This is a genomic window from Campylobacter sp. RM12642 (assembly GCF_020137635.1).
Classification (GTDB): domain Bacteria; phylum Campylobacterota; class Campylobacteria; order Campylobacterales; family Campylobacteraceae; genus Campylobacter_E.
On the sequence record NZ_JACGAT010000024.1, the window covers coordinates 1 to 25,438 of the forward strand.

The 25,438-nt window shown below is 28.0% G+C and carries 26 protein-coding genes and 1 pseudogene; 8 read left to right on the plus strand and 19 right to left on the minus strand.

From position 1 onward, the window contains the following. The 15 genes and pseudogenes from AVBRAN12642_RS07925 to AVBRAN12642_RS07995 form a co-directional block, all read right to left on the minus strand. A partial coding sequence (locus tag AVBRAN12642_RS07925; RefSeq protein WP_336608181.1) for a hypothetical protein occupies positions 1 to 733 on the minus strand: 733 nt, incomplete at its 3' end. 64 nt (positions 734 to 797) lie between these two features. After that, a complete protein-coding gene (locus AVBRAN12642_RS07930) occupies positions 798 to 1,805 on the minus strand; it encodes a hypothetical protein (protein ID WP_336608182.1) in 1,008 nt (335 codons plus the stop codon). Between the two features lie 328 nt (positions 1,806 to 2,133). After that, the gene (locus AVBRAN12642_RS07935; RefSeq protein WP_336608183.1) at positions 2,134 to 3,054 is read right to left on the minus strand and encodes a hypothetical protein; all 921 of its coding nucleotides are present in this window, start codon (positions 3,052 to 3,054) and stop codon (positions 2,134 to 2,136) included. Positions 3,055 to 3,435: 381 nt separating this feature from the next. Next, positions 3,436 to 3,627, minus strand: coding sequence for a hypothetical protein (locus AVBRAN12642_RS07940; RefSeq protein ID WP_214118591.1), 192 nt, complete (start codon positions 3,625 to 3,627; stop codon positions 3,436 to 3,438). Continuing rightward, on the minus strand, positions 3,624 to 5,450 hold the full coding sequence (gene rpoD, locus AVBRAN12642_RS07945; protein WP_214118593.1) for an RNA polymerase sigma factor RpoD: 1,827 nt from the start codon (positions 5,448 to 5,450) through the stop codon (positions 3,624 to 3,626). Before rpoD ends, AVBRAN12642_RS07940 begins: the two co-directional genes overlap by 4 nt. 64 nt (positions 5,451 to 5,514) lie before the next feature. Next, positions 5,515 to 6,141 carry a uracil-DNA glycosylase gene (locus AVBRAN12642_RS07950; RefSeq protein WP_336607605.1) on the minus strand — a complete coding sequence of 209 codons (627 nt, stop codon included), beginning with the start codon at positions 6,139 to 6,141 and terminating at the stop codon, positions 5,515 to 5,517. Continuing rightward, positions 6,122 to 6,643: a ribonuclease HII gene (locus AVBRAN12642_RS07955; protein ID WP_336607606.1), complete on the minus strand. Its 522-nt coding sequence runs from the start codon at positions 6,641 to 6,643 to the stop codon at positions 6,122 to 6,124. Before AVBRAN12642_RS07955 ends, AVBRAN12642_RS07950 begins: the two co-directional genes overlap by 20 nt. Then, positions 6,630 to 7,682, minus strand: coding sequence for a hypothetical protein (locus tag AVBRAN12642_RS07960; RefSeq protein ID WP_214118599.1), 1,053 nt, complete (start codon positions 7,680 to 7,682; stop codon positions 6,630 to 6,632). Before AVBRAN12642_RS07960 ends, AVBRAN12642_RS07955 begins: the two co-directional genes overlap by 14 nt. Continuing rightward, a complete protein-coding gene (gene pckA, locus AVBRAN12642_RS07965; protein ID WP_214118600.1) occupies positions 7,679 to 9,238 on the minus strand; it encodes a phosphoenolpyruvate carboxykinase (ATP) in 1,560 nt (519 codons plus the stop codon). Before pckA ends, AVBRAN12642_RS07960 begins: the two co-directional genes overlap by 4 nt. A gap of 32 nt (positions 9,239 to 9,270) precedes the next feature. After that, positions 9,271 to 10,593: pseudogene (locus tag AVBRAN12642_RS07970) on the minus strand (sodium-dependent transporter); the annotation flags it as partial. Positions 10,594 to 10,988: 395 nt separating this feature from the next. Then, positions 10,989 to 11,741: a UDP-N-acetylmuramate dehydrogenase gene (locus AVBRAN12642_RS07975; protein ID WP_336608184.1), complete on the minus strand. Its 753-nt coding sequence runs from the start codon at positions 11,739 to 11,741 to the stop codon at positions 10,989 to 10,991. Beyond that, on the minus strand, positions 11,731 to 12,000 hold the full coding sequence (locus AVBRAN12642_RS07980) for a hypothetical protein (protein WP_214118605.1): 270 nt from the start codon (positions 11,998 to 12,000) through the stop codon (positions 11,731 to 11,733). Before AVBRAN12642_RS07980 ends, AVBRAN12642_RS07975 begins: the two co-directional genes overlap by 11 nt. Continuing rightward, positions 12,000 to 13,205 (minus strand): phosphopyruvate hydratase, encoded by a 1,206-nt coding sequence (eno, locus tag AVBRAN12642_RS07985; RefSeq protein ID WP_336608185.1) that lies wholly within the window; start codon positions 13,203 to 13,205, stop codon positions 12,000 to 12,002. The genes AVBRAN12642_RS07980 and eno overlap by 1 nt, the downstream gene beginning before the upstream one ends. Next, the gene (recA, locus tag AVBRAN12642_RS07990; protein ID WP_214118609.1) at positions 13,183 to 14,238 is read right to left on the minus strand and encodes a recombinase RecA; all 1,056 of its coding nucleotides are present in this window, start codon (positions 14,236 to 14,238) and stop codon (positions 13,183 to 13,185) included. Before recA ends, eno begins: the two co-directional genes overlap by 23 nt. A 13-nt stretch (positions 14,239 to 14,251) precedes the next feature. Then, positions 14,252 to 15,421, minus strand: coding sequence for an MFS transporter (locus AVBRAN12642_RS07995; RefSeq protein WP_336607607.1), 1,170 nt, complete (start codon positions 15,419 to 15,421; stop codon positions 14,252 to 14,254). 63 nt (positions 15,422 to 15,484) lie between these two features. Here AVBRAN12642_RS07995 and thyX point away from each other — a divergent pair, with 63 nt between their 5' ends. Genes thyX through AVBRAN12642_RS08010 form a run of 3 tightly spaced genes read left to right on the plus strand, consistent with a single transcriptional unit; the run spans position 15,485 to position 17,476 of the window. Next, a complete protein-coding gene (gene thyX, locus AVBRAN12642_RS08000) occupies positions 15,485 to 16,108 on the plus strand; it encodes an FAD-dependent thymidylate synthase (protein WP_336607608.1) in 624 nt (207 codons plus the stop codon). Next, on the plus strand, positions 16,095 to 16,961 hold the full coding sequence (locus tag AVBRAN12642_RS08005; protein WP_336608186.1) for a menaquinone biosynthesis family protein: 867 nt from the start codon (positions 16,095 to 16,097) through the stop codon (positions 16,959 to 16,961). The genes thyX and AVBRAN12642_RS08005 overlap by 14 nt, the downstream gene beginning before the upstream one ends. Further along, positions 16,958 to 17,476 (plus strand): cysteine hydrolase family protein, encoded by a 519-nt coding sequence (locus AVBRAN12642_RS08010; RefSeq protein WP_214150212.1) that lies wholly within the window; start codon positions 16,958 to 16,960, stop codon positions 17,474 to 17,476. The genes AVBRAN12642_RS08005 and AVBRAN12642_RS08010 overlap by 4 nt, the downstream gene beginning before the upstream one ends. A gap of 51 nt (positions 17,477 to 17,527) precedes the next feature. On the opposite strand, the gene AVBRAN12642_RS08015 is transcribed toward AVBRAN12642_RS08010, so the two are convergent. From AVBRAN12642_RS08015 to AVBRAN12642_RS08025, 3 genes are all read right to left on the minus strand, one after another. Continuing rightward, complete coding sequence (locus tag AVBRAN12642_RS08015; RefSeq protein WP_336608187.1) at positions 17,528 to 18,574, minus strand: hypothetical protein; 1,047 nt, start codon at positions 18,572 to 18,574, stop codon at positions 17,528 to 17,530. Between the two features lie 97 nt (positions 18,575 to 18,671). Further along, positions 18,672 to 19,823, minus strand: coding sequence for a hypothetical protein (locus tag AVBRAN12642_RS08020; protein ID WP_336608188.1), 1,152 nt, complete (start codon positions 19,821 to 19,823; stop codon positions 18,672 to 18,674). A gap of 7 nt (positions 19,824 to 19,830) precedes the next feature. Next, positions 19,831 to 20,922: an amidohydrolase gene (locus AVBRAN12642_RS08025; RefSeq protein ID WP_336608189.1), complete on the minus strand. Its 1,092-nt coding sequence runs from the start codon at positions 20,920 to 20,922 to the stop codon at positions 19,831 to 19,833. A 100-nt stretch (positions 20,923 to 21,022) separates the two neighbouring features. On the opposite strand from AVBRAN12642_RS08025, the gene AVBRAN12642_RS08030 reads away from it, so the two are divergent. Beyond that, entirely contained in the window at positions 21,023 to 21,685 is a 663-nt protein-coding gene (locus AVBRAN12642_RS08030; RefSeq protein WP_239803031.1) for a hypothetical protein, read from the plus strand. Beyond that, positions 21,682 to 22,146 carry a YjiG family protein gene (locus AVBRAN12642_RS08035; RefSeq protein ID WP_214118626.1) on the plus strand — a complete coding sequence of 155 codons (465 nt, stop codon included), beginning with the start codon at positions 21,682 to 21,684 and terminating at the stop codon, positions 22,144 to 22,146. The genes AVBRAN12642_RS08030 and AVBRAN12642_RS08035 overlap by 4 nt, the downstream gene beginning before the upstream one ends. 31 nt (positions 22,147 to 22,177) lie before the next feature. On the opposite strand, the gene AVBRAN12642_RS08040 is transcribed toward AVBRAN12642_RS08035, so the two are convergent. Continuing rightward, positions 22,178 to 22,480 carry a c-type cytochrome gene (locus tag AVBRAN12642_RS08040; RefSeq protein WP_336608190.1) on the minus strand — a complete coding sequence of 101 codons (303 nt, stop codon included), beginning with the start codon at positions 22,478 to 22,480 and terminating at the stop codon, positions 22,178 to 22,180. A gap of 164 nt (positions 22,481 to 22,644) precedes the next feature. Between AVBRAN12642_RS08040 and AVBRAN12642_RS08045 the strand changes: the two genes are divergently transcribed. From AVBRAN12642_RS08045 to AVBRAN12642_RS08055, 3 genes are all read left to right on the plus strand, one after another. Next, positions 22,645 to 23,319 carry a response regulator transcription factor gene (locus AVBRAN12642_RS08045; protein ID WP_250325869.1) on the plus strand — a complete coding sequence of 225 codons (675 nt, stop codon included), beginning with the start codon at positions 22,645 to 22,647 and terminating at the stop codon, positions 23,317 to 23,319. Continuing rightward, positions 23,309 to 24,301, plus strand: a complete 993-nt coding sequence (locus AVBRAN12642_RS08050; RefSeq protein WP_336607612.1) for a sensor histidine kinase — start codon at positions 23,309 to 23,311, stop codon at positions 24,299 to 24,301. Before AVBRAN12642_RS08045 ends, AVBRAN12642_RS08050 begins: the two co-directional genes overlap by 11 nt. Positions 24,302 to 24,364: 63 nt before the next feature. After that, a partial coding sequence (locus AVBRAN12642_RS08055; RefSeq protein WP_336608191.1) for a HAMP domain-containing protein occupies positions 24,365 to 25,438 on the plus strand: 1,074 nt, incomplete at its 3' end.

Consider the following 25,438-nt stretch of genomic DNA (forward strand, 5'->3'; position numbering starts at 1 on the left):
GTTCTTTTAATCTCTTAAGCTCTTCTTCTGCTATATTAAATTTAATTTTTTTATGTGGAATACTCATAAAAGAGTGATTTTCATCATCATATACAATCCCAAACTCATTTATATAATCTTTATCTTCCACATTCCAATATTCACCCGCTGTAACTTTGCCATCTAAGTCTTTGTCCATATCAATTATAATATCTAATGCCTCACTTAAATCAGACTTACCTTCAATACTATGAGCTATTCTATTTGAATCATAAGTTTCATCTATATTTGTTGCCTTTAGGAAATATTCTTTATTTTTATCTTGTAATAATTCATAATTTACATTAACTAAGTCAAACAAATTCCAAGCTTCTAAAGCCGTAATTTCTCCATCATTGTCTTTATCGGCTGCAAGATAATTTCTTGTATATGCCGTATCAGCAAACCAACCCACTACATAAGACGCTGCGTCTTTATCTAAAATAATTCCTTTATTAGTATCAATAAAATTATCTTCATTAAAAAATTCTTTTAATCTATTAATATTATTTTCACTAAGCTTTACCCCGATATTATCTTTATCAAGTCTAAAAAATACATTGTAATCTTGCTCTTTATTTGTCTTAAAGCTAAAAGAATTTGAATTAATACTTGCATTTAATTTATTTATATCAAGAGTGTTTAATTCTTTAATTTTTATATCACTTTTCCTAGCAATAGCAGTATTTTTTACTTGCGAGATATCTATTTTCATAAAGTTCCTTAATGTTTATTACCCTAAACTAGCCCATTTTATTACAAAGAATTTAAATTAAAAATTAAGCTTTTATATCAAGTAATTTTGTTTCACTAAGAGTTATTGCAAAATTTCCACTAAAATTTACAAAATCATCTAATTTATTTTCACTTGCTAGGCTTTCTACTTTATCAGGACTTATATTTAGTTTATCACTTATAATCTGTTTTAATTTAAATTCGCTCTCATAAGGTGCAGGGTCAATTCCTAGCTGAATTAATACATCTTTATCACTTTGGTCTAACTTATCAACTCCAAGCTTTTTAATCTTGGCTATTACTTCAGTTAATTTTTCTTCAGCTTTTTCGGCAAGCTGCCTAGAATGCTTAGTAAGTCCATTTATCAAATCATCAAGGCTAATTGCAGGAGCACTAGAACCACTTTCGCTCATAAAATCTTCAAAATATCCCTTTTCACCTACATCCATAAACTCACCAAATGTAATAATACCATCAAGATTTTTATCATCTTTTATAGCATCATTGATAGAATTTGAAATATCTGAATAATAACCATCATTTTTTGGTAAAAAATCACTTTTCTTATAAGTTTTTGTAATAGAATTTGAAACTATATATTTTTCTTTGGTTTTTTCATCGCTTATAAGAACTGCATCTTCATCAAATCCACTTAATGTATTCCTTGCTTCTTTGTGAGTTAATTCTCCGTTATTGTTAATATCTGATTCAAGAAATTTTTGTTTATATGCAATATCACTAAACCATCCAGCGACATAAGCAGCTGCATCCTTATCTAAAATAATTCCTTTATTAGTTTTAATGAAATTATCTTCATCAAAAAAATCTTTTAATTTTTCAATACTAGCTTCATTTAATTTCACTCCAATGTTTTCATTACCAAATTTAAAATAAGTATTATAATCTTGTGCTCTATTTGTTTTAACGCTAAAAGAATTGCTCTTTATACTAGCATTTATACTTGCTAGTTCTTGTGTGCTTAACTCTTTTTTAGCAATATTATCTTGCCACATAATTGGAGTGTTAGAAGTATTGTTAATATAGTGTTTCATAAATAATCCTTAATGTTTATTACTTTAATTAAATATTTAAAAACATAACGGCAATAAAGTCTGCCGTTAAATCAATAATTCATACACATATACTTGCGATATTTATAGCTATAACCACAATTAATTGGTCTTTAATATCTTTAGAATACTTACAAAAAAGCTATCTTAAAATACCAAAACTTATGATACGAACTAGTATTTTTGTGAAATTAAATATATTAAAATTGATTTGAATTATTATAATTTGATTTTATTTAATACTATTACTATTTTATTTAATATCTTGATAAATTGTAACTTTTAGTAACATTAAATTAAAAAAAATATTTTAAACCTTAATGTTAATTAATTTTATATTATTTAATTCTTCTAAAAAGTCTTTAGTAAAATCTATAAAATCATCTAATTTATTATTTTTAACCAATTCATTTATTTTATCTTCACCTATTATATTTATTAGATTAATTTCTATATTTAAAGAATTTAAGATTTTTTTCTCATCTTCACTAAGCTTACTATAATCATCGTTATTTATTTTTATAAGAGCATTGGCTAAATCGCTTTGTCTTTTGATATCTTCTTGAGTTGCTTTAGCAATACTTTGTTGCAATTTATTTTTATCAATATTATTCATAATTATTTCTACTACATAATTAATCCCAGCTACTCCGTTTTTCTCCAGACCTGTTATTGCTAAATCATAATTTTTATCATCTTGAATATAATAATTCATCATATTGCTAATACTTGTATAGTTTTGCAATTCTCCTAAAAGCTCCAGACAATCTATATCAGTTTTACTAATATTAGTAAAAACATTGCTATTTGGAAATTGAAGTTTTATATCTAACATTTCAGTTTTATTTAAAACACCATTTTTATTAATATCTGCATTTAAATAGTTTTGCTTAAAAGCAACATAATTAAACCAAGAACCAACATAAGAAGCAGCGTCTTTTTGCAAAATCAATTTATCATCAAAATATTTAAAATTATCTTCATTAAAAAATTCTTGTAATTTTTCACGATTTTTATTGCTTAAATCAAATCCTATTGTTTTTTGATTAAAAGAAAAATAAGTATTGTAAAAATCATTTTTATTAGTTTTATACTCGGTATTATATATGCTTTTTACATCAGTAGCCTTTACTTGCTCTGCTTGATTAAAAACAACCTGGTTTAAAGCTCTAATATCTTGACACACAACATTCAAAATAGGCTTAGTAATATTAGTATTTGATAATCTCATTTAAACAACCTATAAATATATTCAAATAAATTAATATTATTTATAAAATAATTTTTGCATTATAACTCAAGCTTTATAAAATTATTAATATTATTTTATGATTTATAATTATATTGTTTCGTTTAGTAATAAAAAATATTTAATATTAATCCATAGCAATGCTAGAAATGTTTTAGAATATATCTTATAGCTATGTTAAATTGATTGTTAATATTAAAATCAGCACCGAAAATTCTTTCATAACCTAGATTTAATCTCAAATCGTTATTTAGCTTATAATCTTAACTAATATTAAAATAAAATTGATTGTTTTTTTGCTTTGTAAATTCTAACGCTATAAAAAGGCTTTTTAATAATAATTTTTAAAAAGCCTTTTGAAATTCAAATCTCTTTGCCTAATTTAAAGCCAAGTTCTTCTAAGCATTTGCTAAGATAATCTTTATCATCGCAATCAATGATAATTGTTTTTAAATCATCACTAAAAGTAATATTATTAAACTCATCTTCTAAATTATCTTTAATTTTTTTAACACAATGAGAGCAATTTACATTAAATATTTCATATTTTTTCATGAACTTGCTCCTTTTAATTGTTTTCCGTATTTAGGGAATTTAAGTTTTTTAATAGCTGTGCTTTCTATTTGTCTTACACGCTCACGAGTGATTTTTAACTCACTTCCTATCTCTTCAAGAGTTCTATCACTCTCATCATCAGTTAGTCCAAAACGAAGTTTAATAACGGTTTTTTCCCTTTCATTAAGTTGCTCTAAAACTCCATTTATTTGCTCTTTTAAATCTTCTTTTAAAATATGCTCAAGCGGACTAATACTGCTTCTATCTTCTACACTATCACCAAATCTTCCATCATCATCACTTCCAACAGGTGCATCAAGACTTACAGGTTCTTTTGCTATTTTCATAACTTGTTTAACCTTATCTTCACTCATACCTATTTCTTTAGCAATTTCATCAATTGTAGGCTCTTTTCCACATTCTTGAACACGCTTTTTACTAAATTTATTAATTTTATTAATCGTATCAATCATATGGATTGGAATTCTAATTGTCCTTGCTTGATCAGCTACCGCACGGCTAATTGCTTGTCTAATCCACCAAGTAGCATAAGTTGAGAATTTATATCCACGCTTATATTCAAACTTATCAACCGCTTTCATAAGACCGATATTTCCTTCTTGAATAAGGTCAAGAAATGCTAAACCACGATTAGTATAGCGTTTAGCAATACTTACAACTAATCTTAAGTTTGACCTAGCCATCTTACCTTTTGCAGTATCGCTAATATTTTTACCACGCTTGATTTGCTCTAAAATCTCTTTTAATCTTTCTTTATCCATATCAAAGCAATTTTCACTAGCTTCTTTTGTCTGGAATAGTTTTTTAATCTCCATATAAGTGCTAACCATAGTATTTTCTAAAGCTAATTCTGTGATTTCTTCTTTACTTAAATTGGTAATATTATCTAAGATTTTTTTATGTCTTTCTTTTAATTCATCACTAAACATAGGCAAACGATATTCTAAGCGTTTTAATTCTTTATCAAAATCTACATCACTTTTTAAAACCGTTTCCATAGATTTTACGATTTCATTAATTAGTTTAGAAGTTGGCCCTAAAGCTAATAATTTTTCTTTTAAAATATTCTTTTTGAAAGCAATATTTATATGATTTTGCAATTCATCTTTGCTAAGTTGCTCTTTATGTGAGCTTTTTAACCATTCTTTTTTTGCCTTTTCTAAAGCTTTAAAGCTTTCAATTACTTTAATTGCTCTTTTATCTTCTTTTAAAGATTTTACAGGCTTTCTTTCTTCATCGCTATCATCTAATTCATCTTCTTCTAAATCTTCTTCATTTTCATCTTCATCATTATCAAAATTCTTAAACAATTCTTTCACACGACGCTCGCGATTAATTAAAGCATCTTTATAGTCTAATATAAAATCAATTAGATAAGGAACGCTACAAAAAGCGTCAATTATAATATCTTCGCCAAGTTCAATTCTTTTGCTTATTTCAACTTCTTCTTCTTTGCTAAGCAAATCAATCTGCCCCATCTCTCTTAAATACATTCTAACAGGGCTTTCACTTCTACTAATTTCACTTAAATCATAATCTTTGCTTAAATCGCCTTCTAATTCATTTTCTCTTAATAATTCTCTTTGTTTTGCTCTTTCTTTTGCTTCTTTTAGATTTCTCATTTTAGCAATTTCTGCCGAGCTTAGAAGATTTACATTATATTCTTTTACTAAATTCTTAATAGTCTTTATATTTGCTGCTGTTGGAGCTTTTTTAAATAACTTAACTATCATCTCATAAGTTAAATAATCATCTGTATTGTCCTTAAACAAAACCTCTAATTCTTTATCTAAATCTGCCATTTTTGCTCCTTTTTGAAAAAACTTACATTATACAAAAGATTAATAAATTAAGCATTATTAAAAACTATTCTAGCCAATTAATTAGGCTTTTATTTTTTGATTTTAAGTATTCATTACACTTTAAAAAATGTTGATTGTTAAAAAATTTACCCCTTGCAAGTGGGCTTGGATGAGCCGAGCTTAATATTAAATGCCTTTTAGTATCAATATATTTTGCATAATTATTTGCAAAACTCCCCCACAACATAAAGACTAAATTATCATAATCATTACTAATCCTTTGTATACCATAAAGAAAAAAATCTTCCCATAAATGCTTGTGAGAATTAGGTTTGCTCTTTTGCACGCTTAAACTTGCATTTAATAATGCCACGCCTTGTCTTGCTAAATAGCTCAAATCACTTTGTAAAAATACAGCTTCATTTGGATAATCATTTAAGATTTCTTTAAAAATATTTCTTAAACTAGGTGGAATTTTAATACTAGATGAAAACGCTAAACCATCAGCACTTCCATCGTGATATGGGTCTTGTCCTATAATCACTACTTTTGGAATTTCACATAATTTAAAGGCTTTAAATAAATCCTTTTTTTGTGGATAAATTATATTATTTTCATATTCGTAATCTAAAGCCTTTAAAAGCTCTTTACCCTTAGCAGTAGCTAAATAATCATCTACTATATTTAGCACAAAAGCTCCTTCTATGTAATAAACTTAAGCCGTGAATTTTAATAGCTTCTATGTGAGTTTTGGTTCCATAGCCTTTATGAGATTTAAAATCATATAAATTATCATCTAAATTAGCCATAAAATTATCCCTACTAACCTTAGCTAAAATACTAGCAGCCATAACGCAAGGCTCTATCTCATCAGCATTTATTAGAGTTTTTATACCCATTCCATAATCAGTATTACCATCAAATAATAATTCATCTTTTTCAAAATGTTCTATAATTTCTCCTAAAGCTTTTTGATAAGCCGCTCTAATTCCATTTAAATCTATATATTCATTATCAACAAAAACTACTAAATAATCAGAGTTTTGCTTAATTATCTCATACAAATTCTCACGCCTTTTTGCACTTAGTTTTTTACTATCATTTAATTCGTTTATATTTATTTTTAGCTTACAAGCTGCAAGCACTAATGGACCCGCAAACGCTCCACGCCCAGCTTCATCAATCCCAATCATTTAATTCCTTTGAAATTAGCCAAGTATTTAAAGTAAGTCCTATAAATCTAATTTCATCATTAACGAAATTAAATTGCTCGTTTAATGATAAAACTAAGATATTTTTAAGCCCTAATTCTTTGGCTTTTTTGCTTAATTTTTTGCTTTTTAGTTTTATAAAATCTTTATTAGTAAAAGCTTCGCATAGTATTCCTAAACTAGCCGAACTAATAATAAAATTTATATCATCATCATAAAAAATCTCATCATAAACCATCAAAAGTTCATTAGCTATTAAATTCTCATAAGTTTTAGAAAAATCCTTTTTAAAACTAAGTGAGTTTTTCATTGAAAAATCATAAAAATAAGGCTTTTTTAGATTTTTTTTAATATGCTTTACCCAATGCAATAAAAATCTATCTTCTAAAGAATAAACGCATTTAAAAAAATCATTTTTTGCTATTTTTTTATGTTTTAAAAACTCACTAAAAAGACTTAAAATACTTGTTTGAACGCCTATTTTTAAAGCTAATTCTTTAAGAGTGATTATTTCGTTTTCGCTTAAATGTTGTTTTAAAATAGCTTGAGTATTTAAAGCAGCGTTAAGTGGGTCTAAATCCACATTGGCAGGATTTTGCCCTAATAATAAATAATTTGATAAATGCTCACTAGGGCTATAATTTTTCTTTGAAAATGAAATAAATTCTTCATAATCTAAAAAATTAAGCCTTATTTTAATAAAGTCTTTATAAGAATAATTTTTATTAGAGCTTAATATATAACAACGCTCTAAATTTCCTAATTCAAATTCTAAAAAAGGCTCATTTATTATTAAATTTTTGATTTTATTTTTTTCTATGAAGCTTTTAAAATCAGCATTTATAAATCTTAAATCACTCATATTAATATAAGTAAATTCATCTAAATTATAAAATGCTAAAGATTTTTTACCACTAGAAATTGCCCCATAAATTAGGGCAAATCGTGGTAAGGTATCTAGTTTTCTTGGTTTTAAACCATCTTTGTTTATTTTAAATTGTAAAAAACTATCTAGGCTCATAGCTTAGGACTAGCGTCTAAAAACTCATTAGCCTTATCGCCGTATCTTTTGAAATTCTCTATAAACATTTTTGCTAATTTATCTCTTGTAGCTATGAAATCAGCTTCATTTTCCCAAGTTTTAATAGGATTTAATAATCTTTCATCAACCCCATCTAAACTCTTTGGCACTGCTAAATTAAATACATCATAATTGTAATATTCACAATTTTGAATAGAGCCGTCTAAAATAGCGTTAATGCAAGACCTAGTTGCTTTTATACTCATTCTTTTACCAACGCCATAACTTCCACCGCTCCAACCGGTATTTACTAAATATACATTTACATTGTGTTTTTTAATCTTTTCGCCCAATAATTTCGCATAAACACTAGGACTAAGCGGCATAAATGGTTCGCCAAAACAAGCAGAAAATGTAGCAACAGGCTCTTTTATACCACGCTCAGTTCCTGCAACTTTTGCAGTATATCCACTTAAAAAATAATACATTGCTTGAGTGTTGTTTAGTTTTGATACAGGAGGTAAAACACCAAAAGCATCAGCACATAAGAAAATTATATTAGATGGATGACCTGCTTTTAAGCTTGGTTCGTGATTTTCAATATGCTCTATTGGATAGCTTACACGAGTGTTTTCTGTCTTACTAGCATCACAAAAATCAACTTCTTTAGTGCAAGTTATAACTACATTTTCAAGTAAAGCATTTCTCTTAATCGCTGCGTAAATTTCAGGCTCACTATTTGGGTCAAGATTAATACATTTTGCATAACAACCACCTTCGTAGTTAAACACACCATTATCATCCCAACCATGCTCATCATCACCTATTAAAGCACGATTTGCGTCTGTGCTAAGAGTAGTTTTACCTGTGCCACTAAGACCAAAGAATAAGCAAACATCTCCATCTTTACCAACATTCGCACTACAATGCATACTCATCTTACCTTGTAAAGGCAGCCAGTAATTCATCATAGAAAACACACCTTTTTTCATCTCGCCACCATACCAAGTGCCAAGAATTAATCCTATGTTATTTTCTATATCAAATCCTACGAATACATCGCTATTTAAATCTTGATATTTATACATTTCATTTTTTAATTTGCACGCATTTATGATTACAAAATCAGGTTTGAAGTCTTTAAGTTCTTCATCACTTGGGCGAATAAACATATTTTTAACAAAATGCGCTTGCCACGCAATTTCTGTTATAAATCTTATTTTTTTTCTACTATCAAGGCTAGCTCCACAAAATACATCCATAACATAAAGCTTTTTGCCATTTAAATATTCTTTTGCTCTTCTTAAATTATCATCAAAAATATCTTTAGTGCAAGCCCTATTTACATTGCCCCACGCTATATTTTCACTTGATGGATGAGAATTTACAAAATACTTATCCTTAGGGCTTCTACCCGTAAAAATACCTGTATCAACTGCAAATGTGTCATTTTGACAAACTTCACCTTCACGGCACTCTAACTCGTGAGCTCTTAACTCATCATAACTTAAATTGTAAAAAATCTTCTCCGGCTTTATGCCTAAATCTTCTAACATTTTTAACTCCTGTAAATAAAAATTGCCTAATTCTACTTTAAAAAACTTCCTAAGGGGTAAAAATTATTAATTAATATCAAAATTATTATAATTGGTGTTACAAATCTTAAAAAAATAAAATAAAACTTAGTTAAATTTTTGCCAAATATAGGTAAAAAGATTTTAAAGAATGAATATCTTTTCATTAAAAATCCAGCATAAATACTAGAAAACAACACTCCTAAAGGAAGCATTATATTACTTGTGAAAAAATCTAAAGCATCAAAAGTATTAAAGCTAAGCTTATTAGCCATTCCAAGAAGAGCTAAAATACCTATTATATAAACAAAAATTCCAATAATAATCAAAGCTTTTTTTCTACTCATTTTATTTTCAAGATAAAAAGTAAATGGCTCAATCATAGAAACAGCACTCGTAATTCCTGCAAAAAATAAAGCTATAAAAAAGCTAAATGATAAAATTTCGCCTAAAAAACCAAATTTTGAAAATAAAGTAGCAAGGCTAACAAATACAAGTCCTGCTCCACTCTCATTAGGATTTGCTCCGAATTTAAATACAAAAGTAAAAACAATAAGTCCCATCATAAGACCTATTAAAAGATTTATAAACACTACAAATAAACTTGATTTTAAAATATTAGTTTTTTCATCTAAACTAGCAGCATAAGTGCTAATACAACCTATCCCAAGACATAAAGTAAAAAGACTAAGTCCTAAAGCATCAAGCAAAGAATTAAGCCCTAATTTAGAAAAGTCAGGTTTAAATAAAAACTCACACGCATCTAAAAATCCATCTTGAGTAAAGCTAAAACCTAGCATTAATAAAAGTATTACAAATAATGCAGGCATTAAAATCACATTTAATTTCTCAATCCCATTAATTATCCCGCGACTAACTATATAAATAGTCATAAAAAAGCAAACACTAAAGCAAATTATGCTAATAAATAAATTCTCGCCTATTGCATTATTAAAAAGCGTTCCTGCTTCATCTAAGGTATTAGGTAAAGAAAAACTTAAAAATATATAGTGAAATACTAAAGATAAAACCACTAAATAAAACGATAATACAAGTATGCCAGTAAGCATAAAAACTCCACCCATTTTGCATAATTTTGGCTTAAATCTAGCAAGGGTAAAATAACTTGTAGCTAAATCACTTTTAGTAATTTTTCCTAATGCAATTTCTGCTAAAAATAAAGATAAACCTAAGGTTAAACATAAGAATAAATAAAGTAAAACAAAGGCAGAACCACCATTAGTCCCAACCATTGTAGGAAATTTCCACGCATTTCCAAGTCCAACAGCACCACCCGCAAGGGCTAAAACAAAACCTACTTTAGAAAAAGTGCTCCTAGCTGAGCCAAAGTAAACTCCTCATAATAATCTCCTTTTTTAAAAAAATAAGCCAAAATAATAACCTAAAAGATAGCAAAATGCAAGGAAATTAAAAATTATTTGTATATTTTGAATAAAAATATTAATTTTAATGATATTTTAGGGTTAATTGTCTAAATCAATAAGATAAAAGCTTTAAATAATTTCAAAACTAAGCAAAATAGAATAAGCCGTAAATGTCAATAAACCTACTAAAATCAATACAAATATGATAATTTTGAAAATATTCAAAACAAATTCCTTAGAATATAAATAATTTATTAAATTTTTAAATTGATAATGATTATAATACCCCCCCCCATTAACAAAAGTAAATAAATTAAAAATTTTTTGAAATATTTTTATATTGGAATTTAATTTAAAATAAGAACTTCAGGTTCTAAAAGTATTTTAAATTGCTTTAAAACCTCATCTTGTGCTAGATTTATCAAATACAATGCGTCTTCAAAACTAGCTTTATTAAAATTTATTAAGAAATTTGCGTGCATTTCGCTAATCTTTGCACCGCCTTTTACCTTGCCTTTAAGCCCTGCTTTATCAATCAATGCTCCTGCACTAAAGCCTTGTGGGTTTTTAAAAATACTACCAAAACTAGCACCTTTTGGCTGATTTTCTCGCATTTTGCTAAATTGTTCTACTAATTCAAGGCTAAAACCTTTGTTTAATCTAAGTCTAATAGCATAAATTGTGCCTTTTATATCACTATTTCTATAAGTAAAATTTGGCTTAATCCATTCATTATCAACATTTACTTCTAAAATATAATTTTTTATTTCAAATTCTTTCATTCCTGCATTCATTTTAGTAATACCGCCCATTTGTCCTGGTAGGTGCGATAAGAATTCTAAACCTGTTAGATTGTTTTTCTTACAATAATTAAATAATTTATACGAGCTAGTTCTAGCCCCTATTTCTAAATAATCATTATATTCTTTAATATATTCGTATTTTTTGCCTAAAATTGCAAGATTTTTAGGCTGATTGATTAGCAAATTACTAGCATTTCCAATGACTAAATAATCGTGTTTAATCATCTCATCAATTACTTTTACTTCACAATTTGCGCCGATTTTTACGCTTGAGTATTTTGAAAAATCAATTATCATAATCGCCTTGAATGCTTAGTAATTCAAAATAATCTTTTTGTAATTGTGCGTTGGTTTTATTAAGCTCGTATATTTGATTTTTTAGCTTTTCTATCCTTGCATCTAGCATCATAGTTGTCTCTATTGATGATTTAGAAAACAATATCGCAAAAAGCCCAAAAAATAAAATAAATACATAAAGGGCAATTTCTAAAATGCCCTTTGTAAAAATCTTTAAATTAGACTTTTTATAATTATGATTGTCTAATAATTCTTGCATTAAAATCCTGCTTCAATTTCAAGCAATCTATTATATTTAGCTGTTCTTTCTCCCCTTGCAGGAGCACCTGTTTTAATATACTTGCAAACTAATGAAAAATCAGCTATGAAATTATCTTCGCTCTCCCCACTTCTATGGCTCATTATAGTATTATAGCCATTTGCGTGAGCTAGTTTAATAGCGTCTATTGTTTGAGAGATTGAGCCGATTTGATTAGGCTTGATTAAAATCGCATTTGCCATACCTTCATCAATGCCTTTTTGTAATAATTTAACATTAGTTACAAATAAATCATCTCCTACTAATTGTGTTCTTGAGCCGATTTTTTTAGTTAAATTAACCCAGCCTTCATAATCTTGCTCTGCAAGTGCATCTTCTATGCTTAAAATAGGATATTTTAATAATTTTTCATACTCATTAATCATCTCATCGCTGCTTAGCTTTTTGCCCTCATAATCATATTTTCCATCACTATAAAACTCACTTGCTGCAACATCTAATGCTAGATTGATTTTGCCACTAAAACCTGCTTTATTAATAGCTTCTAGCAATAATTCAATAGCTTCTTCATTGCTTCTTAAATTAGGTGCAAATCCACCTTCATCTCCTAATGCTGTGCTTAAACCTTTTTTCTTTAAAATATCTTTTAAAGTATGATAAGTAATTGCACTTGAGAATAATTTTTCTTTAAAAGTATCAAAACCCGTTGGAAGCAACATAAACTCTTGAATATCTATATTATTATCAGCATGAGCTCCACCATTTAATACATTTAGCATAGGTGTAGGAAGTGCGTTAAACTCTCCACATAAATATCTATATAATGGTAAATTACTAGCATTTGCTCCTGCTTTTGCAACTGCCATTGAAATTCCTAAAACTGCATTAGCACCTAAGCTAGAATAATTACTCGTGCCATCAACTGCTAATAAATGCTCATCAATTTCTCTTTGATTAAATACGCATTTGCCTATTAGTCCAGCTGCAACATGCTTAGCATTATTTACTGCTTTACTTACGCTTTTACCGAAGAAATAGCTCCCACCATCTCTTAATTCTAAAGCTTCATTAATCCCTGTGCTAGCACCACTTGGAACTATTGCTTCACCACTTATACCATTTTCTAAAACAACCTTAACCTTAACGCTAGGATTACCCCTACTATCTAGCACTTCAAGTGCATCAATCTTCGCTATTTTCACCAACTTCTCCTTCTAATGTAATATCATCGCCTATACTAGCTTTAATTTTTTCTGCAATTTCATTTGCTATTTCTTTGTTTTCTTTTAAGAAAATTTTAGCATTTTCTCTACCTTGACCTAGTTTATTACCACCATAGCTAAGCCAAGCACCACTTTTATCTACAATATCAAGCTTAATACCATAATCAATTAATTCGCCTTCGTAGCTAATGCCTTCTCCATACATAATATCAAATTCTGCTGTTTTAAATGGAGGTGCAACTTTATTTTTAACTATTTTTGCTTTTGTTCTATTTCCAATAGGCTCTTCGCCTTGTTTTAATGTAGCGGTTTTTCTAATATCAATTCTTACACTTGCATAGAACTTAAGCGCATTTCCACCCGTTGTTGTCTCTGGACTTCCATAACCTGTTTGACCTATTTTCATACGAATTTGATTTATGAAAATTACCATTGAGTTCATCTTGCTAACTACTGAAGTAAGCTTTCTTAAAGCTTGGCTCATAAGTCTTGCTTGAAGACCTACATGAGTATCTCCCATCTCTCCATCAATTTCAGCCTTAGGAGTAAGTGCAGCAACACTATCTACTACTATAAGCTCTACCGCTCCACTACTTGCTAAGCGTTCTACAATCTCTAATGCTTCTTCTCCGCAACTTGGTTGAGATACTAAAACATCATCAATATTTACGCCTAAATTCTTAGCATACACAGGGTCAAGTGCGTGTTCAGCGTCAATAAAAGCACAAGTATAACCCATCTTTTGAGCTTGAGCTACGATTTGAAGTGTTAGCGTTGTCTTACCACTACTTTCTGGCCCATAGATCTCTACTATTCTTCCTTTAGGAACTCCACCAATTCCAAGTGCAATATCTAGCCCAAGTGAGCCTGTAGAAATTGGCTCAGCCTTTACAATAGGCTTATCTCCAAATCTAACAATAGCACCTTCTCCACAAGCTTTATTAATGCCTTTTAATGCAGCTTCAAGGGCTTTTGCCTTATCTTCAATTACTGCTGTTTCTTTTGCTTTTGCCATACCTTTCCTTTTTTTAATTTCTTAATTTGATTTTTAACCTAAGATTATAAATAAATAAGAATATTGCAATAAACATAGCTATTAAAAATGCGTCTCTTGGATGATGAAGATTGAAAATATGTTCTAATAATTCATCTATTAATGGACTAGAAAATTGTCCGCTAAATGTCGCAATACTAGCTAATGCCATATTTGTAGCTAGGTTTTGTTTTTTACTTCTAGTGCTAATTTGTGAAAACAAAAATGGTAAGCTAAAGCCAACTGCAAGACCATTTAAAATAGCTGCAATTATTCCTATAATTAACATTAAATTAATTCCTGCGATTTCTATATGTTCGCTAAATCTTATAGCAAAAAGTAAAAAGGCTAAAATATAAATAAATGCTCCTAAGATTTTGATTTTTGTTCTAATTTTTTTGACAACTTTATGTAAATTCATAGAAGCAATTGCACCAAACAAGCCATTAAATCCCATAATTACACCAATAAAACTTGCACTAATGATTTGCTCTTTTTGATAAATTATTGAAAAATTATTCGTAAAATTAAAAAACAAAACTTGGACTAAAAATAAATTAATATAAATTCCACTAAGATTTTTTATATTTCTTAAATCTAATTTCTTTTTCTTCTCCGCTATTTTTATATTAGGTAAAAAAATCATATTTAAAACAAATAAAACCAAAGCAAAAAGATATATTAAAAAGCTATATTGCCAAGAAATTGACGCTAAAAAGCCAGAAAAACTAACGGTAATAACTGCTCCTAGTTGATTACACATTGCACTAAGTCCCATTAGTTTTCCTTGCTCTTCTTTTTTAAATAAAAAGCCAAGTAAAGAAACACTTAATGGCATTAAAAAGCCAGTGCCTAAGCCTAAAATCGCTCTAAACACCAAAACCTGAATTATGTCATCTAAGAAAAATGGAGCAACTCCACCTATTATAAATAAAGTAAAGCCTATAAAAGCAAGTTGCTTAACGCTTAAATAATTTGCTAATTTTGCAAAAATTAAGCTTGAAAAGATAATAAAAAGTGAAGGTAAAGTAATAATTAATTTAATAAGTAATTCACTATCATTTGAAAAATGCTTAGCAATAAGTCCTAAAGCAGGTGCAACGGCAGCTCCACCTGTAACGGTTGCTAAGGAAATACTTAAAATTGAGATTTTTAGCATATTCATTGAAGTTTCCTTAAGATTTATATAAAAAAACTATAATGAAAAAAATCAAATTAAAGGCAAATAATGAGAATTACACTACTTAATTACACCCCACTAAATATCTGTTCTCACGCTATGAGAACTTGTTGGCAAAGCTTTGATAAAGGCGATAACGGAGGAGAAAAAGACTGCGAACTAATAAATCGTATCGGAAATATTTATAAGCACTCTAGCACGCTTGAACATTTAAATTATAATTTTTATATTCAAGGCATTTCAAGAGCTTGTTTGCAAGAATTAGCAAGACACCGCCACGCAAGTTTATCAGTAAAAAGCACTAGATATACTCTAAAAGAACTAAGAAATGAAAGTGAGTTTAAGGAATTTGATTTTGCTAATGCACAAAAATATATTGTGCTAACTGGAAATCGCTTGGTTGATAATGCTAGTATTTGTGCTTTAGAAAAACTAAGAATTATTTTAAATACCGAAGGAATGACACAAGATATTGCTAAATATGCCTTGCCAGAATGCTATAAAACCGAGCTTACTTGGAGTATAAATGCAAGAGCTTTACAAAATTTCTTAACTCTTAGAACTAGTAAAGCCGCACTTAAAGAGATTAGAGAACTTGCATTTAATATCTATGAAGCTTTACCTAAAGATCATAAATTCATTTTTAAAGGTTGCTTAAATGAAGCAAATTAGCCTAGCTCATAGCCCTGATGCTGATGATATTTTTATGTATGCGGCAATTCGCTATGGTTGGATAAGTTCGGAGTTTAATTATACTAGCGTTGCTGATGATATAGAAACGCTAAATAAAGCAAGTTTAAATAATATTTATGATGTTTGTGCAATTTCTTTTGCTGTGTATCCTAAAATTCAAAGCGAATATGCCTTGCTAAGATGTGCTACTAGTTTTGGCAATGGCTATGGTCCAAAACTAATCACTCTAAAAGATAAGGTTTTAAAACCTAATTTTAAAGTGGCTTTAAGTGGGGAAAATACCACAAATGCTTTAATTTTTAAACTAGCATATCCTAATGCAAGAATTACTTATATGAACTTTTTAGATATAGAAAAAGCTGTTTTAGATGGTAGTGTAGATGCTGGGGTGTTAATACATGAGAGTATTCTTAATTTTAGTGATAAATTAAGAGTTGAGCGTGAGATTTGGGATATTTGGGCGGAGTTTTGCAAGGCTGAATGTGGCGAAGTGCTTACCTTACCACTTGGTGGAATGGCAATACGCCGATCTTTAATGCTAAGCGATGCGATTAAAATTGAAAATGAGCTAACTCGTGCAGTAAAAGTCGCTACTCAAAATAAAGCTTTATTAAGTCGTATATTGCTTGGCAAAAACGAAGTGAGAGTAAATGAAGATGAGCTTAATAAATATCTAAGTCTTTATGCAAACGATGATAGTATTAGCTTAAAAGATGAGCAAATAAAATCACTTGAAGTATTGTTTAAATTAGGTGAGCGAGTTGGCTTTAGTCCTTGTGATGTAAGGCTTAATCTAATTCCAAGCGAATATGAAAACTTAAGAAATTCATGAAAAATCTTTTAATAATAGTAGATTTTCAAAATGATTTTGTAACAGGCTCTTTAGGGTTTTTAAAGGCACAGAATTTAGAAAATATCATCTTAGAAAAATATGAAAAATATCTTAAAAATAATGATGAGATAATCTTTACTATTGATACACATAATGATGATTATTTAGACACTATAGAAGGGCAAAATCTACCTATTAAACATTGTATTAAAGGCACAAATGGGATAGAAATTTATGGAAAATTAAATGAGTTTTCTAAAAATCATTTATGCTTTTATAAAAATACTTTTGGCTCAATTGAACTTGGAAATTATCTAAGCAATAAAAACTATAAAAATATTGAAATAGTTGGACTTGTAAGTAATATTTGTGTCTTATCAAATGCAGTAATTGCAAAATCTGCACTTCCTAATGCAAATATTTTTATAGATAAAAACGCAACCGCTAGTTATGATGAAGACTTGCACCAAAAGGCTTTAGAGATTTTAAAAAGTCTTCATATAAATATTATTTAAAAAATACTTAATTCAAATTCTAAAATTGAATTTGAATTAAATCATATTAATTTATGCTAATTTATCTAGCGTTTTATTCTTTAGCAAATCTTTTACTATATCAGCACTATCGTGAGTAAAATCACCTAAAAACTCATCACTTTTTGCCATTTTCTCATCTATATAAGTCTTATCAACATTTAAAAAATTAGCGTAATGCTCGTTAGCTTTATCACTAGCTTTGTTAAATTTCTCTAAAAGTTGAGGATTTTGCAATGAATTTGGGTCAATGTTTAAGATTTCAAGTTTATCTAAATCAGCCTTGCTAAGTGCTTTTACTCCGTTTGTATTAATTGTGTTTTTAATCCTTGTTAGGCTTGATAGTGCGTTTGCGATTTCTTGCTTTTTCTTTGCTTCTTCATCATCAACATTAGTGCTTTTTATTTCATTTGATGCTAGATTTACATTTTGAGTGCTTGTATTTTGTGTGTTTAGGTTTTGTGGATTTTTATTAGCTGCAAATTCTTCGCTCTCACCTAAAGTTATCGTATCATCAAAATCACTATTTGATAATATTGTTTGATTTAATGCTTCATCAATATTTTTAGGCACAGAATCTAAAATCGTAGTATTATCAGCTAAAAAACGCTCAATTTTTTGATAGCTTTGATAATTTTGCGGATCTGTTCCATCTAAACTAAACTTAGCTACTACATTAAGCTCTAATAATTCATCTTTATTTAAAAAATCATTATTGTTTTTATTAGCAGCTACATATCCCCTAGCATAAGCAATATCACTAAACCAACCACTTATATATTTTTCTGCATTACCATTTAAAATAATACTGCCATCTTCACGCTTATAAAAGTCTTTGCTATCAAAATGGCTTTTTAATTTATCTAAACTCTCATCACTAATACTTGCAGAACTTATGCCATTTTTACTTTCAAAATAGATTTTATTGCCACTATTATTGCCTGTTTTTATATCATCAATTTTATTATTTTTGATATTTTCATCAATTTGTTTTAATTCGCTTTCGCTCTTTACTCCACCAAAACTCTCGCCCATTTTATGATAAGTATTATTATAAATATTAGATAAATTAACTTGCATTAAATCTCCTTTTTAAATAATTAATTTTCATTTAATTTTATTTAATGATACTTAAAAATTTTTGAAAATTATTACAATAATTACTTATATATTTATATTAAATTTCATTCTTTAAACAAAATGAAAATTCTTTAGCAAAAAAGTTTATATTGATATTTCCTTTTTCACAAGGAGTGATTATTTTGCAATTTTGATAGCAAGGCAAAATCCCATAAAATTCTAATACTTTAAAATTATCATTACGAACACTAATTTCATTAATGCCTTGTGATTTTAGCTCTTTTGCTAATTCTTTATTTAAATGATAATTTTTAGCAAAATGCTCGTTTTCATCAACAAATCTATATAAAAATGGATTAAATATCACAAATAAAAAGCTAATCACTAAAGAAATTAATACAAAAAATAATATCACATTATGTTTTGCTCTAAATTGTGGTAAATGCACTTTAAAAGAAGTTAAAAAATTAGCAATTATTAAAGGTATAGCAGGTAGTAAAAATGGTAAAAACTCGGCAATTTCTGGCTTTTGTCTAAATGATAATAATAAGCATATTATAAAAGCACTCGCACTTATACAATATAGCAAGTCCTTTTTACCCTTAAAACTAATATAATAAATCGTATAGAAAAAATACAAAAATAAAGGTGGAGAAAACACAGCCGACATAATAGCAAGTGAGTCTAAAAAATACCCCCTAGGTCTGCCTGAAAAATCATATCCATACATTATAAAAGTAGCAAACATTAGTAAAATTGATAAAATTAATAACTTTGATAATCTATTAAAATAAGCATAAAAAATACAAGCAATATATAATGAAATCATAGCTTTATCAATATAAATACAAACAATCAATACTCCATAAAATATATAAAATTGCCTTTTTATAGCAAGATATACAAGAAGTAATGAAGTAAATATAATAATTCCTGCAGGATTAATTAGTAATGCTGAAGCAAGGCTTCCTGGAGTAAGATTAAAGATAATATTAGATATATAGGCGTTATTTTTAAGGTATTTAATTGATATTTTATATAGCAAAATATTGCTTAAAATATGCAAGATTATATAAGCAAATCTTATATTTTCATTGCCAAAAACACTTAAGGCAAAATTAGCAAAAAGCCCATTAAAACTATTTGAGCTAAGCTCGTTTAATTCATAAGGGCTAATACTTAAAAAGCTGTTTTGCCACAATAAAACGCATAAATCAATTAATAAAATAACGCCTAATTTATAATTCATCTAATTCCTATTTTAAATTCTCAAGCTCAAGCATTAAATTAAGCCACAATTTAACACCATTTTCTAAGGCATTTTTATTTAAACTCATTTCAGGATGATGAAGTCCAGGAGCACAATCAACTCCTAAGCCCATAAATGCTGATGGAATGCCTAATTTAATAGGATAGAAGAAAAAGTCTTCCCCACCAGGTGTAAATTGCTCTTTGATTAAATTCTCTTCTCCTAAAGTATTGCTTATAACTTTTTCGCAAATCTTAGCTAAATCTTTGTTAATTACAGCTGCGGGAATATTGATTAAGTATTCAAAACTCACCTTAGCATCATAAGCATTTGCTATATTTGTTATGATTTTTTCAAGTTTTTCTTTCATCTCTTGCATACTATCATTATATTGAGCTCTTAAATCAAATACCAAAATAGCTTCACTAGGAATTGAATTAGTAACCCCACTATCACATATAAATCTAGTTGCTTTTATACTACTTGGTTTATTTGGGTCTATATAAATTTTTCTCGCAGCATCAATAATGCTAACACCTACATCAATTGCGTTAATTCCTAAATGTGGTCTTGCTCCGTGAGCTGCTTTGCCTTTAATAGTAATTTTTATAGCTGAACTTGCTGCATAATACATTGAAGCTATTGCTTTAGGACTTGGGCATTCTTGAATTGGGCGAATATGCATTCCAAAAATAGAGCTTAAACCTTCACAAGCTCCTAATTCTATCATCTTTAAAGCCCCACAGCCTAATTCTTCAGCAGGTTGGAATATAAATCTTATTTTGTTATTTTTAATGATATTTTGCTCTTTTGCCCTTAAAGCTGCACTAAGTAGCATAGACATATGTGCATCATGCCCGCAAGTATGCCTTGCACAAGCTTTATCATCAATTATATGACCTAAAGCATCAATATCAGCCCTAAGTCCAATTACCTTGCTACCACTTCCTAACTCCGTATAAAAACCAGTATCTCCTATATTAGTTATACTAAAACCTGCATTTTTAAGAGTAGTTTTTAAATACTCACTCGTTTTAAATTCTTTAAATCCAAGCTCTGGAATTTCGTGTAAATACTCATAATGTTTGATAACTTCCATATTAACTCCTTTAAAAAATATAAATACTAATAACTATTTCTTATTGTTTTCTTAAAAAATATTGTAGAATAAAAACTTTATTTTATTTAAAAGGAGTAGTATGCAAAAAGCTACAGAATTTGAAGTAGGAAAAGTAAAACCTAGTGCTTATCTTGCTTTAATATTTTTAATCTTATTTTTTTCAGGACTTTTAGCAGGACATGATATGCTAAAGGCTTTTGATTTTTCTACTTTAACAGGTGGTTTTGGTAAAATCCCAAAAATCCTAGATGAAGCTAATATAAAAGCTACGACTTTCATAGGAGATGGTGGAAGTGGTGCTAGGGCTGGATTTTTATTTGCATTTAGCTTAATTCCTGCTGTAATGCTTGCACTTGGAGTAATTGAAGTAATGGAGCATTATGGAGCTATTAAGGCTGCTCAAAAATTATTAAATCCTATTTTAAAACCTATTTTAGGAGTTCCTGGATTATGTGGGCTTATATTAATTACTGATTTACAAAGCACAGATGCAGGTGCTGCTATGAGTAAAGAAGCAAGGGATAAAAATTATATAAACGATAAAGATTTAGTAGTAATTTGCGCTTGGCAATATAGTGGGGCTGGTATGATTAATAACTTTTTTGCAATAGGTTCAGCATTATTAGGACATTTAGTATGCTTACCAATAATTCCACTTGTATTAATGCTAATTATGAAATTCGTAGGAGCTATTTTCGTAAGAATAGTTTTAAATACATTTTATAAAAAGGATTTTGAATGAATAATGAGAGCAAAAACCCATTAGATATTTTTATAGTAGGTGCTAAAAAAGGTTTTAATATCGCTTTATATAATCTAATTCCTAATGTTTTAATGGCTTATGTAATAGCTGAAATGTTAAAAATCTTAGGAGTTATGAAATTCTTAGGAGATTATTGTGGCGTTATTATGAATATTTTTGGCTTACCAGGAGAAGCAATTACTATACTTTTATCAGCGTGGCTTAGCACTTCGGCTGGAGTTGGAATTGCTGTTAATTTATATGCAAATGGGGTTATTGATAATATTGGAGTTAGCATAGTTTTACCTGCTATATTTTTAATGGGAGCTCAACTTCAGTATTTAGGAAGATTATTAGCTGTTGCAGGAGTTGCTAAAAAATACTGGATACTACTAATAATAACAAGTATTTTAAATGCTTTTATTTGTATGTTTATGATGAAAATTGTTGTTAGTTTGTAAAAGAGTTCAGGATTGCTCCTGAACTTAAGAATTATTTTAAAGTTACGATATAAGCAGCTAATGCTTTCATATCATCTTCGCTAAGATTTTTAACTTGTAATTCCATAGTTTTCTTAGCTTTTCCACCAAATGTTCCTGCTTTATAACCTTGTAAAGCTTCTAAAATTGTTTTTTCATCTAAAGTATTGATGATAATTTCTGCACCTGGAGCTTTTTTCTCAGCTGCTTTACCATGACAGGCAACACATTTTTTAAATAATGTAGCTCCATCGTTAGCCATTGCTGCAGTGCTTAATAAAGATAATGCTGCTAAACTTAATAATACTTTTTTCATAATTTTCTCCTTTTTTAAAAAATGAGTGAAATTGTATTTATTTTTGATAAACAAACCAAAATTAATTTAGTATTTAGAATTTATTTAAATTAATAATTATTTTCATATTATTTTTCTTACTTATTTTTTGTAATATTTTAAATATTTTTTAATTAGGATAACTTATGCAAGATTTACCTTTGGTGTATGTTTTAGAAGATGATTTAAGCATTAATAACTTAATAAAATATGCTTTAGAAAGCAGTGGTTTTAAAGTCATTAGTTTAATTAATGCAAAAGAGCTTTTTAGCGAATTAAACAATCAAATTCCACATATTTTAGTGCTTGATATTATGCTACCTTGCGAAGATGGTTTTAGTATCCTAAAAAAAATAAAATCTAACGAAAAAACAAAAGCTATTGAAGTGATTTTGCTAAGTGCGTTAAATCAAGAAAACGATAAGGTAAAAGGTCTTGATTTAGGAGCAAGTGATTATATTACCAAGCCTTTTTCTATTTTAGAATTCCTAGCAAGAATTAGAAATATTTTAAGAAGAATTGATTGTAATAATGAAATCATTTTTAAAGATTTAAAAATTAATCTAAAAACTAGAATAGTAAGCATTAATGAAGAAGAAATAAGCCTTACTTTAAAAGAATTTGAATTACTTACAAAACTCATTAAAAACCAAAACATTTGCCTTAAAAAAGAAGATTTATTAAAAGAGATTTGGGGAGCAAATATTTCAAGTAGGACTTTAGATATACACATAAATACTTTAAGAAATAAATTAAAAGATTATGCAAAATACATAATAACAATTCGTGGAGTAGGATATAAAATAGCTTATGAGAACTAGGATATTTTTTGCTATATTTTTTGTTTCATTTTTTGTTTTGATACTATTACAAGCAGCGATTTTTAGCGTTTTTGATAATATTTATTTTATAAATCTTGATTTTAAAATAGAAATTTTTAAAACAATATTTTTAGTATTTTTACTAATAACATTACTTAGCTTAACTCTTGCATATTTTATAAGTAAAAGCATAGTAAAACCATTATACGAACTTGACATAAACGAGCTTGATAAATCATTTCAATACAATGAATTAAAGACTTTTTTATCTCAAGTAAAAGAACATAATAAACAATTTAAAAAGATTAGAGCAGAATTTAGTGCAAATGTTACTCACGAGCTAAAAACTCCACTTACTTCAATAATGTTAAGCTCTGAAATGCTTAAAAATAATCTAGTCAAAAAAGAAGATGAAAAGCAATTCATAGATACAATTTACAATCAATCAAGTGCTTTACTTGAGATGATTGATGAGATTATTAAATTATCATTTTTAGATGAAGTTAATAATTTTGAGATGACAAATGTAAATATAAGCAATGTTTTAAGTCAAATTATTAAAGAATTAGATTTTAAAATCCGTGAAAAAAATATAAAAATACTTATGGATATAGATGAGTTTATATTTTTTTCCAATGAAAAACTAATAAAAACTATGCTTTATAATATAATTGATAATGCGATTAAATATAATATAGATAATGGCAAAATAATTATTAGTTTAAATATAAACAAAAAACACATAGTTTTATCCATAAAAGACACTGGTATAGGCATTAGCAAAGATATTCAAAATAGAATTTATGAGAGATTTTTTAGACAAGAAATAAGCAGAAACAAGCAAATAAAAGGCACAGGTTTAGGACTTTCAATAGTAAAAAAGATAGCTAGAATACATAAAATTAAAATAATGTTAAATTCCGAGCTAAATAAAGGGAGTGAATTTTTACTACTATTTAAAAATACAAAACACAAAGATTAAGTTTTAATTAATTCTTAATATCTATAATCTTTCATTTAAGCAATTACTTTTAAAGGAAAATCTATGAAATTAACTAACAAAATACCACTATTAGTAAGCATTCCATTAGTTATTTGTTTTATTCTATTAGGGTTGCTAAATTATAACAGTTCTAAAAATGACGCTGTAAATTATTCTAATTTAGGTAAACAAAAAACACTTGAAGCTACAATGCTCTATGTAGATTCATATTTCTCTGGTAAGATGAATTTTTTAACAAAATTTGCTAAAGCTATTGAAGAAGTTAATATTGATACAGATGAAGATATGATTTTAAGAAGACTAAATTTATTATATTCTCCATCAGGACTTAATGCTTTATATTTTGCTAAGGTTAAAGATGGCAAAACATTCTATAAGGGTAATGAAGAAGCAGCACATATAATTAAGGATTTTGATGCTAGGGAACGTAATTGGTTTAAAGAAGCTTTAGTTGATAAAGTTGTAAATTTAAGTGACGATATTTATTATGATGATAGATTAAAGACAGTTATAGCGACAATTTATGCTCCGGTTATGCAAAATGAAAAAATTATTGGAGTAATTGGCGGAGACTTAACTCTAAAACCATTAAAAGATAGTGTATTAAAACTAAAATACTCAGCTACAAATGCGATATTTGCATTTGATACACACAATCAATTTACTTTACATATAAATCCAAAGTATGAATTAAAACAAAATCCTGTTATAGACACAATTAAACAAGAATTGTCTAAAGCACAAGATTATAACGGGTTTAAAACTATTGAATACAATTTTGAAAACCATGATAAAAATGCAGTTTGTACAACTTATGATAAATTAAATTGGACAATTTGTAGCACTAATGAAAACAAAGATTTTGATGAAAATTTAAATAATTTATTAAAACAAAACCTAACAATGTTTATCATCTCATTGCTAATAATTTCAGCTATTTTATATTTATTAATCAAGCAATCTTTACGCCCACTTGAAATCATTCAAAAAGGCTTAAGAGAAGTATTTTCACTAATAAATCACGAAAGAAAAACAGCAAGTAAGATTGATTTAAATTCTAAAGATGAGTTCGGAGATATGGCTAAAGCTATTAATGAAAACATTGAAAGAACAATC

What these genes read in the sequence shown, in the direction of transcription:
- recA (WP_214118609.1), bottom strand. Translation starts at nt 14,238, where the DNA reads ATGGCAAAAGCAAAAGAAACAGCAGTAATTGAAGATAAGGCAAAAGCC.
- AVBRAN12642_RS07975 (WP_336608184.1), bottom strand. Translation starts at nt 11,741, where the DNA reads ATGATAATTGATTTTTCAAAATACTCAAGCGTAAAAATCGGCGCAAAT.
- AVBRAN12642_RS07935 (WP_336608183.1), bottom strand. Translation starts at nt 3,054, where the DNA reads ATGAGATTATCAAATACTAATATTACTAAGCCTATTTTGAATGTTGTG.
- AVBRAN12642_RS08045 (WP_250325869.1), top strand. Translation starts at nt 22,645, where the DNA reads ATGCAAGATTTACCTTTGGTGTATGTTTTAGAAGATGATTTAAGCATT.
- AVBRAN12642_RS08040 (WP_336608190.1), bottom strand. Translation starts at nt 22,480, where the DNA reads ATGAAAAAAGTATTATTAAGTTTAGCAGCATTATCTTTATTAAGCACT.
- AVBRAN12642_RS07940 (WP_214118591.1), bottom strand. Translation starts at nt 3,627, where the DNA reads ATGAAAAAATATGAAATATTTAATGTAAATTGCTCTCATTGTGTTAAA.
- rpoD (WP_214118593.1), bottom strand. Translation starts at nt 5,450, where the DNA reads ATGGCAGATTTAGATAAAGAATTAGAGGTTTTGTTTAAGGACAATACA.
- AVBRAN12642_RS08050 (WP_336607612.1), top strand. Translation starts at nt 23,309, where the DNA reads ATGAGAACTAGGATATTTTTTGCTATATTTTTTGTTTCATTTTTTGTT.
- AVBRAN12642_RS07955 (WP_336607606.1), bottom strand. Translation starts at nt 6,643, where the DNA reads ATGATTGGGATTGATGAAGCTGGGCGTGGAGCGTTTGCGGGTCCATTA.
- thyX (WP_336607608.1), top strand. Translation starts at nt 15,485, where the DNA reads ATGAGAATTACACTACTTAATTACACCCCACTAAATATCTGTTCTCAC.
- AVBRAN12642_RS07930 (WP_336608182.1), bottom strand. Translation starts at nt 1,805, where the DNA reads ATGAAACACTATATTAACAATACTTCTAACACTCCAATTATGTGGCAA.
- AVBRAN12642_RS07995 (WP_336607607.1), bottom strand. Translation starts at nt 15,421, where the DNA reads ATGAATATGCTAAAAATCTCAATTTTAAGTATTTCCTTAGCAACCGTT.
- AVBRAN12642_RS08035 (WP_214118626.1), top strand. Translation starts at nt 21,682, where the DNA reads ATGAATAATGAGAGCAAAAACCCATTAGATATTTTTATAGTAGGTGCT.
- AVBRAN12642_RS07960 (WP_214118599.1), bottom strand. Translation starts at nt 7,682, where the DNA reads ATGAGCCTAGATAGTTTTTTACAATTTAAAATAAACAAAGATGGTTTA.
- pckA (WP_214118600.1), bottom strand. Translation starts at nt 9,238, where the DNA reads ATGTTAGAAGATTTAGGCATAAAGCCGGAGAAGATTTTTTACAATTTA.
- AVBRAN12642_RS08020 (WP_336608188.1), bottom strand. Translation starts at nt 19,823, where the DNA reads ATGAATTATAAATTAGGCGTTATTTTATTAATTGATTTATGCGTTTTA.
- AVBRAN12642_RS08030 (WP_239803031.1), top strand. Translation starts at nt 21,023, where the DNA reads ATGCAAAAAGCTACAGAATTTGAAGTAGGAAAAGTAAAACCTAGTGCT.
- AVBRAN12642_RS08005 (WP_336608186.1), top strand. Translation starts at nt 16,095, where the DNA reads ATGAAGCAAATTAGCCTAGCTCATAGCCCTGATGCTGATGATATTTTT.
- AVBRAN12642_RS08015 (WP_336608187.1), bottom strand. Translation starts at nt 18,574, where the DNA reads ATGCAAGTTAATTTATCTAATATTTATAATAATACTTATCATAAAATG.
- AVBRAN12642_RS08010 (WP_214150212.1), top strand. Translation starts at nt 16,958, where the DNA reads ATGAAAAATCTTTTAATAATAGTAGATTTTCAAAATGATTTTGTAACA.
- AVBRAN12642_RS07980 (WP_214118605.1), bottom strand. Translation starts at nt 12,000, where the DNA reads ATGCAAGAATTATTAGACAATCATAATTATAAAAAGTCTAATTTAAAG.
- AVBRAN12642_RS08025 (WP_336608189.1), bottom strand. Translation starts at nt 20,922, where the DNA reads ATGGAAGTTATCAAACATTATGAGTATTTACACGAAATTCCAGAGCTT.